This window comes from Streptomyces sp. NPDC097981 (assembly GCF_040302565.1).
Taxonomy (GTDB): Bacteria; Actinomycetota; Actinomycetes; order Streptomycetales; family Streptomycetaceae; genus Streptomyces.
Genome location: NZ_JBEORW010000002.1, coordinates 67,447 through 82,224, shown reverse-complemented (window position 1 = coordinate 82,224; position 14,778 = coordinate 67,447). Strand labels below are relative to the sequence as shown.

The window sequence follows — 14,778 nt, the reverse complement described above, 5'->3', positions numbered from 1 at the left end:
TCGTAGGGACTCGGCATCGGCGGCCTCGGTCGCCCCGAAGTTCGCAGTATGCGCCTGTCGGCAGAACTCCAGCTCCGTGATGGGGCACGTGGCGATCAGGCCGGCGGCCGCCGCCTGGTCTCACCGGGCCGCGTCCGCGGGTTTATGCCGGCATGACGCTGTGGATGCGGGAGAGAGTGAAGACGCGTTCGTCGTCTCGCAGCCGGCACCAGGCGTTCAGGTAGGGCGGGTCGAGTTCCAGGCTGCTCAGGGTGCGTACGGTGCGACTGCCCGAGGCGGCGACGTACTCGACCGTGATGGCGGTGTCGGCGTCGATGGCATGGGCGAGCTGGCGGACATCGCTGTACGACAGGTGCTTCGCGTATCCGGCGACGATCTCTTCGGTGTCCGTTCCGACGGGGACTCCGCTGCCGAAAGGGTCGGGTTCCGGCGCGGTCGGTGGTGCGGCCAGCAGCCGGACGGCGAGAGCATCCATGGCGGCGGCGGCCGGGACCTTCGAGGTGCGGACGGCTGTGCCTCGGATGCCGCGCTTGCTGCCGGTCTGCCGAGGGGCCGGAACAGCAGCGGCCGCCCGCTGGGGCCGGACCTTCTCGACGCGTACGGTTCCCCCGGCCGTTTCGGCTACGGGGGCGTAGCCCTCGGCGCGGAGCGCTGCGAGGGTCGTGTCGAGCGAACTGCGGCTGACGAGCACAGTAGGTGCGAGCTGCCGCAGGCCGAGCTTGGCGAGTTTGCGGTGGGCGGCGAGCTCGGTGAGGAGCGCCGGCTCCTCGCCATGGAGGACGCAGGCGGCCGGGGCGATGCGCACGCGTCCGTGGCCGCGTGCGGTGTCGGCGATGAGATAGGACAGCGGCTGGGGCAGCGGCCCGGCGGCGATGACGGCCAGATCGGCTGTGATGTCGCCCGGAGTGCGGCCGGCGTCCAGGGCCCGTCGGATGCTGTCGGCGCTGAACCGCCACACCGAGGCTGTGCCGCTGGTTTCCCGGTCCGCGGTGGCATCCAGGACCATGGCGAGCCGTGAGGCCGGTGTGCCGGCGACGACGGCCGTCAGGTCGGCGCCGATCCGGGCCGTTCCGGTGGCCGGGGGCAGCAGCCGCCGACAGGCGGCGGTCAGTCCTTGTACGTCGTCGGCGAGCAGATGGGCACCCAGAGCCGACAGGGCCCCTCGGGCGATCACTCCGAACAGTTCGGCCTCGCGGATCACCGCGGCGAACGGGGTGGCGTCCGTGGGCGAGGTGTCGGCGAGCGGGCGGTGCCAGGCCACCGTCGGTCCGAGTTCAGAGGCGGCCGTCACAGCCCGGCCGGCCGGAAGCTGTACCGCTGCGGCGAACAGCCCGTGGCGGGCCTGGCGGCAGCCGTTGCAGGGCGGTGCCCCCGCGAGGGCGGGGAGCGCCTTGTTGTCCTCGTCGCGTGTCCGGGTGGGGGTGAGCGGCAGGTCGCGCCATGCCTGGAGCAGCGTGGCGAGCCGCTCCGCGGGCTCTTGTTCCGCCCAGACGTCGTATGCCCCGGTCGGCGCCACGTGGTCGCCGTCCCGGGCGAGCAGCCCGGCCGTGAACGCGGTCTCCAGAGTGATGCGGACCACGGCATCGTCGGCCTGGGCGGCCTTGCAGATCCGGGCCAGCTCACGTGCGCCGATTCCGCCGGACTTGAGTCTGGCCGGCGGAGCCGAGGAACAGGCCGAGAGGACCGAAGCGGCATGGGCCGCGAACGCCGTGGCCGCGGCTGTGGCCTCCCGCTGCACCTCGGCGGGGGTGATGGACACCAGTTGAGGGGAGGGCGGAAGCGGGTCGAAGGGGGCGTGCCACCCGGGCCCGCGCAACGCCAGCGCGACTTCGACGGGCATGCGCGCAGGACCGCCGTACCTGTGGCGGTCCTGGATCAGGAGTCCCCGGTCGAGTGCCCATCGCGCACCCGGTTCGAGGACGGGGCCGGCGGACCCGAAGAAGATGACCTGCGGCTGCCTCGGCGCAGACCCTGCTCGGTGGGCCAGCAGCTTCTGTGTGACCGCTGGTGCCCGTGCCACCACTTCGGCGATGGCTTCCGGGTAGCTGTGGTGTTCTGCCAAGGCGGCCAGCCGCTGCTGCTTGGTGCCGGGCGGCTTGATGTCCAGCGCCACCAGCATGCCGCGCAGCTCGTCCGAGGTCGCGCCCGCCAGCAGCTCCTCCAGGGGAGCATCCAGCCCCAGGGGCGCGTCCCACGCCTGCCGCAGGGGCGCGGTCATGCGGAGTGTCCCGTTACCGTCCGGCCAGACCAGCGCGTGATCGGCCAGTGTCTCCAGCACGGCGTCCAGTCCGCGGGCGGCTTGGCCGTCTGTCGCTCCCAGCAGCTTCGCCAGGGCATCAGGCGTCGCAGCTCCTCCCAGCGCCGCCAGCGCCTCGGCTGCCTGCAGGCACGGCAGCGTGAGCCGGGGCAGGGTGAGAGCCACCGCCCCTGGGCGCTGGAGGCGGTCCGCCAGCTCCCCCACCGTGCGCGGCTCCGGGGGTGACGTCGCGTCGTTCCGCGTCGCGAGTACGCGCGCCAGGCGCTGGGGGTCGAGACGGCCCAGCCATGCTGTCAGCGTTGATCGGGACTTCATAAGGGTGCACCTCGTGAGGCAGGGCCGCGACAGCACCAGGGTCGCCCCGGCACAGGTTCACAGCATGGCGCATTCGCCTTGGCCGCCAGTGCCGTTCGTAGGCGGATTCCCCGGTGAGCGTCGGCCTCTCGCCATCGGCGCCACTCCCAGAGATGTTGAAATGTCCATGATCGTGGAGATGTCAGCGCGGCCAGAAATGCAACCAGAGCATGCCGAAGACCCCGGCCGCTGGAGCGGTCCGGGGTCTTCGTTTCGCCCTTTCGGGCGGCTGCGGAGGATACGAGATTCGAACTCGTGAGGGGTTGCCCCCAACACGCTTTCCAAGCGTGCGCCCTAGGCCACTAGGCGAATCCTCCGCCGCAAACAATACAAGACGTTGAGGGGTGCTCGCGAACGTGATCGCCGGCGGGGGATCCGGCAGGGAGGCGGTCCGGGGTCCGGCTCGATTCCGGGGGCTTTCATCCGCTAGGGTGGGGCCCAGCCCCTCACGTGGCGCTATCTCACCCAACTCCCCCAGGGCCGGAAGGCAGCAAGGGTAAGTGGGCTCTGGCGGGTGCGTGGGGGGCGCTTTGCGTTCCCGGGCAGGTGGGACGGGCGGGCCCGGTGCGGTCGGCGGGCCGTCTTTGTCGGTGGGCCCGGATAACCTCGTAGACGTGTCGTCCCTTGCGCTGTACCGCCGCTACCGCCCCGAGTCGTTCGCCGAGGTCATCGGGCAGGAGCATGTCACTGTCCCCCTGATGCAGGCCCTGCGGAACAACCGGGTCAATCACGCGTACCTGTTCAGCGGCCCCCGAGGCTGTGGCAAGACCACCAGTGCGCGGATTCTGGCGCGCTGCCTGAACTGTGAGCAGGGTCCCACTCCCGACCCCTGCGGCGAGTGCCAGTCCTGCCGGGACCTGGCGCGCAACGGGCCGGGGTCGATCGACGTCATCGAGATCGACGCCGCCTCGCACGGTGGTGTGGACGATGCCCGTGACCTGCGGGAGAAGGCCTTCTTCGGGCCCGCCTCCAGCCGCTACAAGATCTACATCATCGACGAGGCCCACATGGTCACCTCGGCGGGCTTCAACGCCCTGCTGAAGGTGGTCGAGGAGCCGCCGGAGCACCTCAAGTTCATCTTCGCCACCACCGAGCCGGAGAAGGTCATCGGGACCATCCGGTCCAGGACCCACCACTACCCCTTCCGGCTCGTGCCGCCCGGGACGCTGCGGGAGTACCTCGGCGACGTCTGCGGGCGCGAAGGGGCCGCCGTCGAGGACGGCGTGCTGCCGCTCGTCGTGCGGGCCGGCGCCGGGTCCGTGCGTGACTCCATGTCCGTCATGGACCAGCTCCTCGCCGGGGCCGGCGAGGAAGGTGTGACGTATGCCATGGCCACCTCCCTGCTGGGGTACACCGAGGGGTCGCTGCTCGACTCCGTGGTCGACGCCTTCGCGGCCGGTGACGGGGCGGCTGCCTTCGAGGTGGTCGACAGGGTCGTCGAGGGCGGCAACGACCCGCGCCGCTTCGTCGCCGACCTCTTGGAGCGGCTGCGGGACCTGGTGATCCTGGCCGCCGTGCCCGACGCCGGGGAGAAGGGGCTCATCGACGCCCCCGCGGACGTCGTCGAGCGGATGCAGGCCCAGGCGTCGGTGTTCGGGGCCGCCGAGCTCAGCCGCGCCGCCGACCTGGTCAACACCGGGCTCACCGAGATGCGCGGCGCGACCTCCCCTCGGCTCCAGCTCGAACTGATCTGCGCCCGGGTGCTGCTGCCCGCCGCCTTCGACGACGAGCGGTCCTTCCAGGCCAGGCTCGACCGCCTGGAGCGGGGCGGCTTCGCCGCAGGCCTGGCCGCCGCCCCGGCCGGCGCGCCCGCCATGGGGTACGTGCCCGGGCCCGAGGCGCATGCCATGGCCCCGGCCGGGCCCGGCGGGGGCGTCGCCGCCGCGCGGGCCGCCGCTGCCGCCGTACGAGCTCCCGAGCCGGCCACCGCGGCCGCGGCCGCCCCGGCCGCGGCTCCGGCTCCGGTGCAGGCTCCCACCGCCGAGCCCGCCCCCGTGCAGGCCCCCGCCCCGGTCGCCCCGGCCCCCGCCGCCGCCCCCGCCGCCGCGCCCGGCGCCTGGCCCGGGGCCGCGCAGCCCGGCGGCGGAGCCCCCGGCGCCTGGCCCGGAGCCGCCGCCCCCGCTCCGGCGGCCCCCGCGGCCGGTGCCTGGCCCAGCGCCGCCGCGCCCGGGTCGGGCCGGCCCGCGGCCCCTGCCCAGGCCCCCGCCCCGGCTCCGGCCCCGGCGGCCCCCGCGCCCACGGCAGTGCCGGCCGCCCCGGCACCCGGCATGGCCGCCGGCGCCGGACAGGTCCAGGCGATGTGGCCCGGCATCCTGGAGGCCGTCAAGAACCGCCGCCGCTTCACCTGGATCCTGCTCAGCCAGAACGCCCAGGTCACCGGCTTCGACGGGACGACCCTCCAGCTCGGCTTCCCCAACGTCGGAGCCCGCGACAACTTCGCGAGCAGCGGCAGCGAGGACGTACTGAAGGCCGTCCTGGCCGAGCAGTTCCAGGTCAACTGGAAGATCGACGCCGTGGTGGGAGGGGGCGGCGGCCAGCCCGCGGCCCCGTCGTCCGCGTACTCCGCCCCGGCCGCGCCCGCCTACAGCCCGCCGCCGGCCGTCCCGGCCACGGCGCCCCAGGCCCCCGCCCCGCAGCAGCCGTATCAGCCGCCGCAGCAGTCCCAGCAGGCCCCTTCCGCACCGCAGCCTCCCGTACAGCAGGCGCCCCCGCCGGTCGCTCCCGAGGACGACGTACCGGAGGAGGACGATCCGGATCTCGTCGAGAGTGCCCTGACCGGACACGACCTCATCGTGCGCGAGCTCGGAGCCACCGTCATAGAGGAATACACAAACGAGTAAGGGGGCGTACTTGGGTGGCCGCACGAAGGGCAGGCGCGCGAGCGGGCTAGGCTGCATGGCGTGAAGGTCCTCGTCATCGGCGGCGGCGCCCGCGAACATGCCCTGTGCCGCTCTCTGTCCCTCGACCCCGACGTCAACGCGCTGTACTGCGCTCCCGGCAACGCCGGCATCGCCGAGGTGGCGGAGCTGCGCCCGGTCGACGCCCTCGACGGCGCGGCCGTGGCCCGCCTCGCCACCGAACTCGGCGCCGACCTGGTCGTCGTCGGCCCGGAGGCGCCCCTCGTCGCGGGCGTCTCCGACGCCGTCCGCGCCGTCGGCATCCCCGTCTTCGGCCCGTCCGCGGAAGCGGCGCAGCTGGAGGGCTCCAAGGCGTTCGCGAAGGACGTGATGGCCGCGGCCGGCGTCCCGACCGCGCGCAGCTACGTGTGCACCACCCCGGAAGAGGTGGACGCCGCCCTCGACGCCTTCGGCGCCCCGTACGTCGTCAAGGACGACGGCCTCGCCGCCGGAAAGGGCGTCGTGGTCACCGAGGACCGGGCCGCCGCCCGCGCGCACGCGCTCGGCTGCGACCGCGTCGTCATCGAGGAGTACCTCGACGGCCCCGAGGTCTCCCTCTTCGCCATCACCGACGGCGTCACCGTGCTGCCGCTCCAGCCCGCCCAGGACTTCAAGCGCGCGCTCGACGGGGACGAGGGCCCCAACACCGGCGGCATGGGCGCGTACTCGCCACTGCCCTGGGCCGACCCGAAGCTGGTCGACGAGGTCATGGAGACCGTCCTCCAGCCGACCGTCGACGAGCTGCGCCACCGCGGCACCCCCTTCTCCGGGCTGCTCTACGCCGGCCTCGCGATCACCTCGCGCGGCGTCCGGGTCATCGAGTTCAACGCCCGCTTCGGCGACCCCGAGACCCAGGTGGTCCTGGCCCGGCTGCGCACCCCGCTCGCGAGCGTGCTGCTGAACTCCGCCAAGGGCACCCTGGACACCGAGCCCCCGCTGCACTGGGACGAGGACGCGGCCGTCACCGTGGTCATCGCCTCCCACAACTACCCGGAGACCCCGCGTACCGGAGACCCGATCGAGGGCCTGGACGAGGTGGCCGCCGAGGACGGTCCCGACGCGTACGTGCTGCACGCCGGGACCCGGCGCGAGGGCGACGCGGTCGTCAGCGCGGGCGGCCGCGTGCTGTCGGTGACGGCGACCGGTTCCGATCTGGCACAGGCCCGCGAGAAGGCGTATAAGGCCGTCGCGCGGATCCGGCTGGACGGCTCCCAGCACCGTACGGACATCGCCGCCAAGGCGGCCGAGGGCCGCTGAAGAGCAGGGCGTCCGCGACGCGGGCCCGGTGCGCACCCAGGTGCGCCCGGGCCCGCGCGCGTATCCGCGTGCGAGTGCATCCGGCCGCGTTCGAACGCAGCCACCTTTACCCAAAGCCATTCCATCGGGTGATCGTCACCCGGTCCGGCTGACTGCCGCACGCTCCCCAACTAGGGTGCGGCGCAAGCATTCCGGCACTTGGCCCACCGGCATTGCGATGTCAGTGGCGGGTGTCACAGTGGGGGAGTGAGCAAAACCGCCGCAGGGCAGAGGGGGTGAGGTCCGGCCGTGTCCGGAACCGGTTCGATCGTGGAAGTGGGCGCGCCGTCCGCGCGCTCCCGGGCCCTGGCCGTCCTGCGCGTGCGCAGCCGGGCTCTGGCCCTCGGGGTGCTGCCCGCCGCCCTCGCGGTGGTGCTGCTCAGCGCCCGGATGACGGGCCGGCTCGCCGGGGGCCCCTGGCCGCTGGTGACGCTCGTCGTGTGCGTGCTCGCCGTGCTGGTGCTGCTCGTCGGCGGGGTGTTCGCCGCGGTGGTGCTGCGGGCGGGTCCGGCCGTGACGCCGACGGTGCCGCTGGCGGAGTCCGCCGCGCCCGACCTCTACCGGCTGGTGCGGGACCTGGCCGATCGGATGGACGTGCCCGCGCCCTCCGCGATAGCCCTGACGCCGGACTGCGACAGCTGGCTGGAGGACCGCACGCATGCGGCGCACCGCCGCAGCGGCATATCCGGTGGCCGCGCATCCGAGCCGGGTGCGGCTCCCGTGCTGGTGATCGGCTCGCCGTTCCTGTGGTGGATGCGGGTCGCCGAGCTGCGGGCGGTCCTGGCACCGGTCGTCGCCGGTACGGGTCCTTCCGCCCATCCGGACATAGCCGACGCCCGGAGCTTCGTCCGCGGGCTCGACGCCGCCGTGGACGTGGGCAGCCGGCCCGGCCTCGGCTGGATCGGCCGGCCGGCCCGGCTGCTGCTGAGGCTGTGCCAGGCGGACGCAGCCGAGATGGAGCGCGGGGTGGCCGCCGCCGCCTCCGACCGTGCACAGGGTGTGGACTACGGGCTCCGCATCGTCGCCCAGGAGCAGGTCGGCCTCGCCTACGCGGGCTGGGACCGGCTGCTGACCCGGGTCGCGCTCCCCGCGTGGCGGATGGGCCGCTGGCCGGCGCACCTCGACGCCGGGGTCGTGTCCGCGCTGACCGAGCTGTCCCGGCGGGACCGGCTGGCCGAGGGCTTCACCTCGCGGCTGGGCGAACGGCCCGCGTGCGATCTGCTGGAGCGGCCGGGGGCGATCGACGAGGCGGCTTCGCTGCTGGCCGCGCGGCTCTTCCACGGCGGCCCGGCCGAGGCCGGTCCGGACTGGTCGCCTGTGGACTGGGCGGCGTATCCGGAGGAGGTCGTGGACCGCAAGTGGCGTGCGGAATCGACCCGTCTGCACGCGGCGCTGGACGCCCTTGCCGTGCCGGCCGGCCCGGGGCCGACGCTCGACCGGGTGCTGGGATATCTCGCGGACGCGGCCGGCGAGGGCGCGGCCGGAGAGACGCTGGCCGGCCGGCTCAGCGGTGACGTGGCCAGGGAGGAACGTTCCGCGAGTGCCGCCGGGGCCGGCGGCGGCGCCGGAGTGGCGCGCGGGGCGGACACCGTGCCGCTGTTCCCGCTCCAGCCGCCCCGCAGCGCGCGGGACCTGCTCGCCGACCACGTGACGGCGATGGTGTGCGCCGCGGCCGTGGACTCGGCCGATGCCGCGCCCGGGCTGGACTGGCTGGACGGCCCGGTCCTCCTGGTCGGCGGCGAGAGGCGCGCGGACCTCGCGCCCCGGGTGCTGAGCCTGGTGGAGGACGGGGATCCGGAGCCCCTGCGGGACTGGCTCGCGGAGCTCGGCGTACGCCCGGAGAAGCCGGTCCGCCTGGTGTGACCGTGCGCCGGCGCCCGCGCCCGCGCACCCGACGGCCGGGCGGCCGCAGCCGTGACCGTGAGACGCCCCTTTTGGCCGTACCCGGGTCAGGACCCGGGACCCGGGCCGATCCGCACTGCGCACTCCGGATATGGCGAACGGTGACGGAATGAGTGCGTTATGTGATGTGCTGGGACCGGTCGCGGTCCGATGTGCCGCGACCGCGCCGCGCGGACGCGGTGCAGGGGCCGTTCGGGGGAGCGAGGGAGGGGGAGCGGTATGGGTGCGGACCAGATCCGGCGTTGGGAGTCGGGTGCGCTCGCGCACGCGGTGAACGATCCCTTCGGCCAGGGGCCGCTGCCGTGGTTCCGGGGCAGCGAGCTGTACTTCGACGACACCGGGCAGGTCGTGCCCTGGTACGTGGACCCGGCCCTGGCCCCCGGCCAGAATCCGCGGGCCCGCAGCAACGGCGGCCCGCGCACCGCCGACGACGTGCACCGGCAGATCAAGGGGTTCGCGTCCACCGGGGGCGTCGCACCCGGCGAGGCCATCGACTTCCACATCACCGTGGACCCGCCCCAGCAGTTCTCCGTCGACGTCTACCGCATCGGCCACTACGGCGGCGACGGCGCCTCCAAGATCACCACCAGTCCCCGGCTCTCGGGCATCGTCCAGCCGGCCCCCCTCACCGCCGACCGCACCGTCTCCTGCCACCACTGGTGGCTGTCCTGGCGGCTCCAGGTCCCCTCCTACTGGAGTGTCGGCGCGTACGTCGCCGTGCTCACCACCGCGGACGGGTACCGGTCCCACATCCCGTTCACAGTCCGCGACGACCACCCCGCCGACCTGCTCCTGCTGCTGCCCGACATCACCTGGCAGGCCTACAACCTCTACCCGGAGGACGGGCGGACCGGCGCGAGCCTCTACCACGCCTGGGACGATGAGGGCCGGCTGCTCGGCGCGCAGGACGCGGCCGTCACCGTCTCCTTCGACCGCCCCTACGCGGGCGCCGGCCTGCCCCTGCACGTCGGCCATGCCTACGACTTCATCCGCTGGGCCGAGCGCTACGGCTACGACCTCGCCTACGCCGACACCCGCGATCTGCACGCCGGCCACGTCGACCCCACCCGCTACCGCGGCCTGGTCTTCCCGGGCCACGACGAGTACTGGTCGGCCCCCATGCGCCGCACCGCCGAGCGCGCCCGCGACCACGGCACCTCGCTCGTCTTCCTCTCCGCCAACACCATGTACTGGCAGGTCGAGCTGGGCCCCTCCCCCTCCGGGGTCGACGACCGGCTCCTCACCTGCCGAAAACGCCGCGGCGCCGGCCGCCCCAGCCTCTGGCGCGAGGTCGACCGCCCCGAACAGCAGCTGCTCGGCATCCAGTACGCGGGGCGGGTCCCCGAGCCCGCGCCCCTGATCGTGCGCAACGCCACGCACTGGCTCTGGGACTCGACCGGCGCCGCGGAGAACGACGAGCTCCCCGGCCTGGTCGCCGGCGAGGCCGACCGGTACTTCCCGCGCACCCAGCTCCCCGAGCACCAGGACCGGATCCTGCTCGCGCACTCCCCGTACCTCGACAGCGAGGGCGCGAAGCGCCACCAGGAGACCTCCCTGTACCGGGCCCCGAGCGGCGCCCTGGTCTTCGCGTCGGGCACCTTCGCCTGGTCCCCGGCGCTGGACCGCCCGGGCCACGTCGACGAACGGGTCCAGCGGGCGACCGCCAACCTCCTCGACCGGATCTGCAAGCGGGACTGAGACCCGGCCGGGCACCCCCTGGGCCGTGCACCGGCCCCGGTACGGGAGAATGGGGCTGCGCTCGTACAGAACCACAGGGAGACCCCGTGTCCGGATTCGTCGAAAAGCCCGAGCCGGTTCAGGTGCCCGGCCTCGTCCACCTCCACACCGGCAAGGTGCGCGAGCTCTACCGCGACGGCGACGGCAACCTCGTCATGGTCGCCAGCGACCGCATTTCCGCGTACGACTGGGTGCTCCCCACCGAGATCCCGGACAAGGGCCGCGTCCTGACCCAGCTCTCCCTCTGGTGGTTCGACCAGCTGAGGGACCTCGTCCCGAACCACGTGATCGGCACCGACCTGCCCGAAGGCGCCCCCGCCGACTGGGCCGGCCGCACCCTGATCTGCAAGAACCTCACGATGGTCCCGGTCGAGTGCGTGGCCCGCGGCTACCTCACCGGCTCCGGCCTCGCCGAGTACGAGCAGACCCGTACGGTCTGCGGACTCGCCCTCCCCGAGGGGCTCGTGGACGGCTCCGAGCTGCCCGCCCCGATCTTCACCCCGGCCGCCAAGGCCGAGGTCGGCGAGCACGACGAGAACGTCTCGTACGAGGAGGTCGCGCGCACCACGGGCGCGGAGACGGCGGCGCTGCTGCGGCAGACCACCCTGGCCGTGTACGGCCGGGCCCGGGACATCGCCCGCGAGCGCGGGATCATCCTGGCCGACACCAAGTTCGAGTTCGGCTTCGACGCGGACGGCACTCTCGTCGCCGGCGACGAGGTGCTGACCCCGGACTCCTCCCGCTTCTGGCCGGCGGACCAGTGGGAGCCGGGCCGCGCGCAGCCCTCGTTCGACAAGCAGTACGTCCGCGACTGGCTGACCTCCCCGGCCTCAGGCTGGGACAGGAAGAGCGAACTCCCGCCGCCGGCCCTCCCGCAGGAGGTCGCCCTGCAGACCAGCGGCAAGTACATCGAGGCGTACGAGCGGCTCACCGGCCTCACCTGGGCCTGAGACACGAAGAAGCCCCCGGTCCGAGGACCGGGGGCTTCTTCGATGGAGCGGACAACGCGACTCGAACGCGCGACATCCACCTTGGCAAGGTGGTGCTCTACCAACTGAGCTATGTCCGCATGCGCCGTAACGCGAGACCTACTATACCCAACCTCGCTCCCGTGCGAGACGCACTGCCGTGTGTCGGTTCTCCGCACCCAGCTTCGTCGCCGCCGAGGACAGGTAGTTCCGGACCGTCCCCTGCGACAGCCGGGCCCGCTCCGCGATCTCCGCGACCGGCGCCCCGTCCCCCGCGAGTTCGAGCACTTCGGCCTCGCGCGCGGTCAGCGGGGAGTCCCCCGCACTGATCGCGTCGGCCGCCAACTCCGGGTCCACGTAACGGCCTCCGGCGTGCACGGTCCGGATCAGCTCTGCCAGCCGCTGCGCCGAAACCGTCTTCGGGGCGAACGCCCGCACCCCCGCCGCGAGGGCCCGCTTCAGGTGCCCGGGACGCCCGTGGCTCGTCACGATCATGACTTTGCAGTCGGGGAGTTCGGCCCGCAGCGATGTGGCCACGCTCACACCGTCCGCCCCCGGCATCTGGAGGTCCAGCACCGCCACGTCCGGCCGGTGGGCGCGCGCCATCGCGAGGGCCTCCGGCCCCGAGGCCGCCTCCGCGACGACCAGCAGATCGTCTTCCAGGGCCAGCAGCGCGGCGAGTGCACCGCGGATCAGGTGCTCGTCGTCGGCCAGCAGTACGCGTACGGGGCTCACGCCCGCACCTCCAGTCCTCGCAGTTGTCCGCCCGGGATCCGCGCCCGCAGCCGGAACCGGCCGCCGCCGACCGGGCCGGCCTCCAAGGTGCCGTCCAGCACCGAGAGCCGCTCCCGCAGCCCCGCCAGCCCGGAGCCCGGCGGTCCGGCCGGCACGTCGGGGGCCCCGTCGTTCTCCACCACCAGCGTCAGCGCGCCGTCGTCGGGCGCCGTCAGCCGGATCACACAACTGCGGGCGTCGCCGTGCCGCAGGACGTTCGTGGTCGCCTCGCGGACGACCCAGCCCAGCGCCGACTGCACCTCGGGGCGCAGTTCGCGGCCGGTCTCGACCTCGACGCGGCAGTCCATCCCGGCCGCGCTGAGGACCCCGCGGGCGCCCTCCAGTTCCACCGTGAGATCCGCCTCGCGGTAGCCGCGTACGACGTCCCGCACCTCGCGCTGCGACTCCCGGGCGATCCGCTGGACCTCGATCATCTGGTCCACCGCCTCCGGGCGTTCGCGGCGGGCCAGCTGGACCGCCAGCTCGCTCTTGAGCGCGATCACCGCCAGGTTGCGGCCCATCACGTCGTGCAGGTCCCGCCCGAAGCGCAGCCGCTCCTCGGCGACGGCCAGCTGCGCCTGGAGCTCACGGGCGCGGTCCAGCTCGTAGACGGTGTTCAGCAGCCACCCGGAGAACCCGTAGGCCAGGCTCATGAACAGGCCGCTCAGCAGGACGCCGAACGCGTAGCCGACGACCTCGCCCAGGGGCAGGCCGAGGGCGACCATCGCGGCGGCCGTGCCGGCCGCCGCGGACGGGGCGACGCACCACATGCGCCGGACCCTCCTCAGGCACAGCACCACCGATCCCGTGGCGAAGCAGCTCATGCCGATCACCAGGGACGGGGTCACCGACGCGTCGATGTGCCCGGTCTTGCGCAGGACGAGGGCGGCGAGGCACGCGACGGCCGTCAGGACCGCCGTGGCCACCGCGAGCCGCACCGGACGCCCCCGGCCCCCCACCAGCCAGTCCAGCGCCCTGGAGGAGAGGAATGCGACGAGCACGGAGTGCGCGGCCAGGGCCAGGAAGAACGCGACGGACACGGGACGCGAGGACGTCCTCATCGCCGCCGAGCCGACCAGGGGCAGCCCGAACGACATGACCTCGATCAGTATGAAGAAGTGGAACGAGCAGCGTGTGTACAGCTCGACCTTCGCCGCGCTGCTGCGGTTCCTCCACCACCCGGTCAGCTTCGACACGGTTCCAGTCCCCCGATCACCCTCCGGCGGTCACCGCCGGGCCCGAATCCAGCCTCGCGGCGGCCCGCGGGCGGCACCAGTGCGCACCGTCATCGCCACCGATGACATTTGTCAGCGCAAGCCGATGTATGTGAGTCCGTGCGGCTGCATACGACAAAGGCCCTGATCAATGATCAGGGCCTTTGTCCTCTGAGCGGACGACGCGACTCGAACGCGCGACATCCACCTTGGCAAGGTGGTGCTCTACCAACTGAGCTACGTCCGCATACTCGCAATGGCTATTGCCGAGCGATGCGTGCATCACTCTACCTGATCCACCGGAGTGGTCGGTAAAGCTCTGCAGAGCGGGTGACAGGGATCGCACACTGCGCCTTCCCCCTGGAAGGGGGATGTTCTGCTACTGAACTACACCCGCACGACCTTCGGGGCTTTGACCTGCGGTCTGGCCCCTCGGCGTGATCCACACACTAGCCGATCGGAGGGGGTGGATGCCAAATCGGCCTCAGTGGGCCTCGTTGTACGCCGCGTAGACCCGCTTGGGGATGCGGCCGCGCGGGGGCACGTCGAGGCTGTTGGACCGGGCCCAGGCGCGGACGACCGCCGGGTCCGGGGCCAGCGAGGTGTGCTTGTAGGTCTTCCCGGAACGGGCCTGCCGGCGGCCGGCGGCCACGAAGGGCGCGAGGCTCGTCCGCAGTTTCTTTGCGTTGGTCAGATTCAGGTCGATCTCGTACGACTTACCGTCCAGGCCGAACGTGACCGTTTCCGCTGCTTCTCCGCCGTCGATGTCGTCGGAGATCGTGACTACTACGCGCTGCGCCACGGATATCGGTCCCTTCGCGCGACGCCGCCCACCCGTAGGACGTGCGGTGATGTCGCCTGTGTGGATGTTTCGGATCAATGCATGATTCCGCCGGAATCCCGGTGGAATCCTTTGTACCGCGATTCCCATTGAATTGCGAAGCCCAGTTAATTGTCTCCGCGTGTCCCGCCGCAATCCCGGGTACGTGGTTTTCCGGTGGATTTTGCGAAGCGTTGGTGAAGCCGAAACGGGCCGACGATCACGGTCCCCGGATATCTACCCGCGTAGAAATTTTGGCCGGGTACGCTGAGGGAACCGCCTTCGCACCAACCACCTCATCGGGAGTGCCAGTGGCACGCGTCGTAGTCGACGTCATGCTCAAGCCGGAGATCCTCGACCCCCAGGGCCAGGCGGTGCAGCGTGCACTGCCGCGCCTGGGCTTCGAGGGCATCGCCGACGTCCGCCAGGGGAAGCGCTTCGAGCTGGAAGTGGAGGGACCGGTCGACCAGGCCGCCCTCGACCGCATCCACAAGATGGCCGAAACGTTCCTCGCCAATACCGTCATCGAAGACTTCACCGTGAAGGTCGAGGCCTGACG

At 72.7% G+C, this 14,778-nt stretch carries 10 protein-coding genes, 4 tRNA genes and 1 other RNA gene; 7 read left to right on the top strand and 8 right to left on the bottom strand.

What is annotated here, in order from left to right:
• Positions 1-142 precede the first annotated feature (142 nt).
• Positions 143-2,572, bottom strand: coding sequence for a helicase-associated domain-containing protein (locus tag ABTY04_RS02010; RefSeq protein ID WP_352211361.1), 2,430 nt, complete (start codon positions 2,570-2,572; stop codon positions 143-145).
• 271 nt (positions 2,573-2,843) lie between these two features.
• A tRNA-Ser gene (locus tag ABTY04_RS02005) sits at positions 2,844-2,928 on the bottom strand.
• Between the two features lie 120 nt (positions 2,929-3,048).
• Here ABTY04_RS02005 and ffs point away from each other — a divergent pair.
• The 6 genes from ffs to ABTY04_RS01975 all read left to right on the top strand — a co-directional run bounded on the left by ffs (position 3,049) and on the right by ABTY04_RS01975 (position 11,393).
• An RNA gene (gene ffs / locus ABTY04_RS02000) (signal recognition particle sRNA small type) lies at positions 3,049-3,147 on the top strand.
• Positions 3,148-3,225: 78 nt separating this feature from the next.
• Positions 3,226-5,451, top strand: coding sequence for a DNA polymerase III subunit gamma and tau (locus ABTY04_RS01995; RefSeq protein ID WP_352211360.1), 2,226 nt, complete (start codon positions 3,226-3,228; stop codon positions 5,449-5,451).
• Positions 5,452-5,511: 60 nt separating this feature from the next.
• Positions 5,512-6,765: a phosphoribosylamine--glycine ligase gene (purD, locus tag ABTY04_RS01990; protein ID WP_352211359.1), complete on the top strand. Its 1,254-nt coding sequence runs from the start codon at positions 5,512-5,514 to the stop codon at positions 6,763-6,765.
• Between the two features lie 288 nt (positions 6,766-7,053).
• Positions 7,054-8,667 carry a hypothetical protein gene (locus ABTY04_RS01985; RefSeq protein WP_352211358.1) on the top strand — a complete coding sequence of 538 codons (1,614 nt, stop codon included), beginning with the start codon at positions 7,054-7,056 and terminating at the stop codon, positions 8,665-8,667.
• A gap of 258 nt (positions 8,668-8,925) precedes the next feature.
• Positions 8,926-10,404: a N,N-dimethylformamidase beta subunit family domain-containing protein gene (locus ABTY04_RS01980; protein ID WP_352211357.1), complete on the top strand. Its 1,479-nt coding sequence runs from the start codon at positions 8,926-8,928 to the stop codon at positions 10,402-10,404.
• An 86-nt stretch (positions 10,405-10,490) separates the two neighbouring features.
• Positions 10,491-11,393, top strand: coding sequence for a phosphoribosylaminoimidazolesuccinocarboxamide synthase (locus ABTY04_RS01975; protein WP_352211356.1), 903 nt, complete (start codon positions 10,491-10,493; stop codon positions 11,391-11,393).
• Positions 11,394-11,436: 43 nt separating this feature from the next.
• On the opposite strand, the gene ABTY04_RS01970 is transcribed toward ABTY04_RS01975, so the two are convergent.
• From ABTY04_RS01970 to ABTY04_RS01945, 6 genes are all read right to left on the bottom strand, one after another.
• Positions 11,437-11,512 (bottom strand) — tRNA-Gly (locus ABTY04_RS01970).
• A 22-nt stretch (positions 11,513-11,534) separates the two neighbouring features.
• Positions 11,535-12,146 (bottom strand): response regulator, encoded by a 612-nt coding sequence (locus tag ABTY04_RS01965; protein ID WP_352211355.1) that lies wholly within the window; start codon positions 12,144-12,146, stop codon positions 11,535-11,537.
• Positions 12,143-13,381 carry a sensor histidine kinase gene (locus ABTY04_RS01960; protein WP_352211354.1) on the bottom strand — a complete coding sequence of 413 codons (1,239 nt, stop codon included), beginning with the start codon at positions 13,379-13,381 and terminating at the stop codon, positions 12,143-12,145. Before ABTY04_RS01960 ends, ABTY04_RS01965 begins: the two co-directional genes overlap by 4 nt.
• A 192-nt stretch (positions 13,382-13,573) precedes the next feature.
• Positions 13,574-13,646: transfer RNA gene (locus tag ABTY04_RS01955), tRNA-Gly, on the bottom strand.
• Between the two features lie 78 nt (positions 13,647-13,724).
• A tRNA-Gly gene (locus tag ABTY04_RS01950) sits at positions 13,725-13,796 on the bottom strand.
• An 87-nt stretch (positions 13,797-13,883) separates the two neighbouring features.
• Positions 13,884-14,201, bottom strand: a complete 318-nt coding sequence (locus ABTY04_RS01945) for a histone-like nucleoid-structuring protein Lsr2 (protein ID WP_352211353.1) — start codon at positions 14,199-14,201, stop codon at positions 13,884-13,886.
• Positions 14,202-14,524: 323 nt separating this feature from the next.
• Between ABTY04_RS01945 and purS the strand changes: the two genes are divergently transcribed.
• Positions 14,525-14,776, top strand: a complete 252-nt coding sequence (gene purS / locus ABTY04_RS01940) for a phosphoribosylformylglycinamidine synthase subunit PurS (RefSeq protein ID WP_008740952.1) — start codon at positions 14,525-14,527, stop codon at positions 14,774-14,776.
• Positions 14,777-14,778: the final 2 nt, after the last annotated feature.

Coding starts and splice junctions, on each gene's coding strand:
- ABTY04_RS02010 (WP_352211361.1), bottom strand. CDS start 2,572: ATGAAGTCCCGATCAACGCTGACAGCATGGCTGGGCCGTCTCGACCCC.
- ABTY04_RS01980 (WP_352211357.1), top strand. CDS start 8,926: ATGGGTGCGGACCAGATCCGGCGTTGGGAGTCGGGTGCGCTCGCGCAC.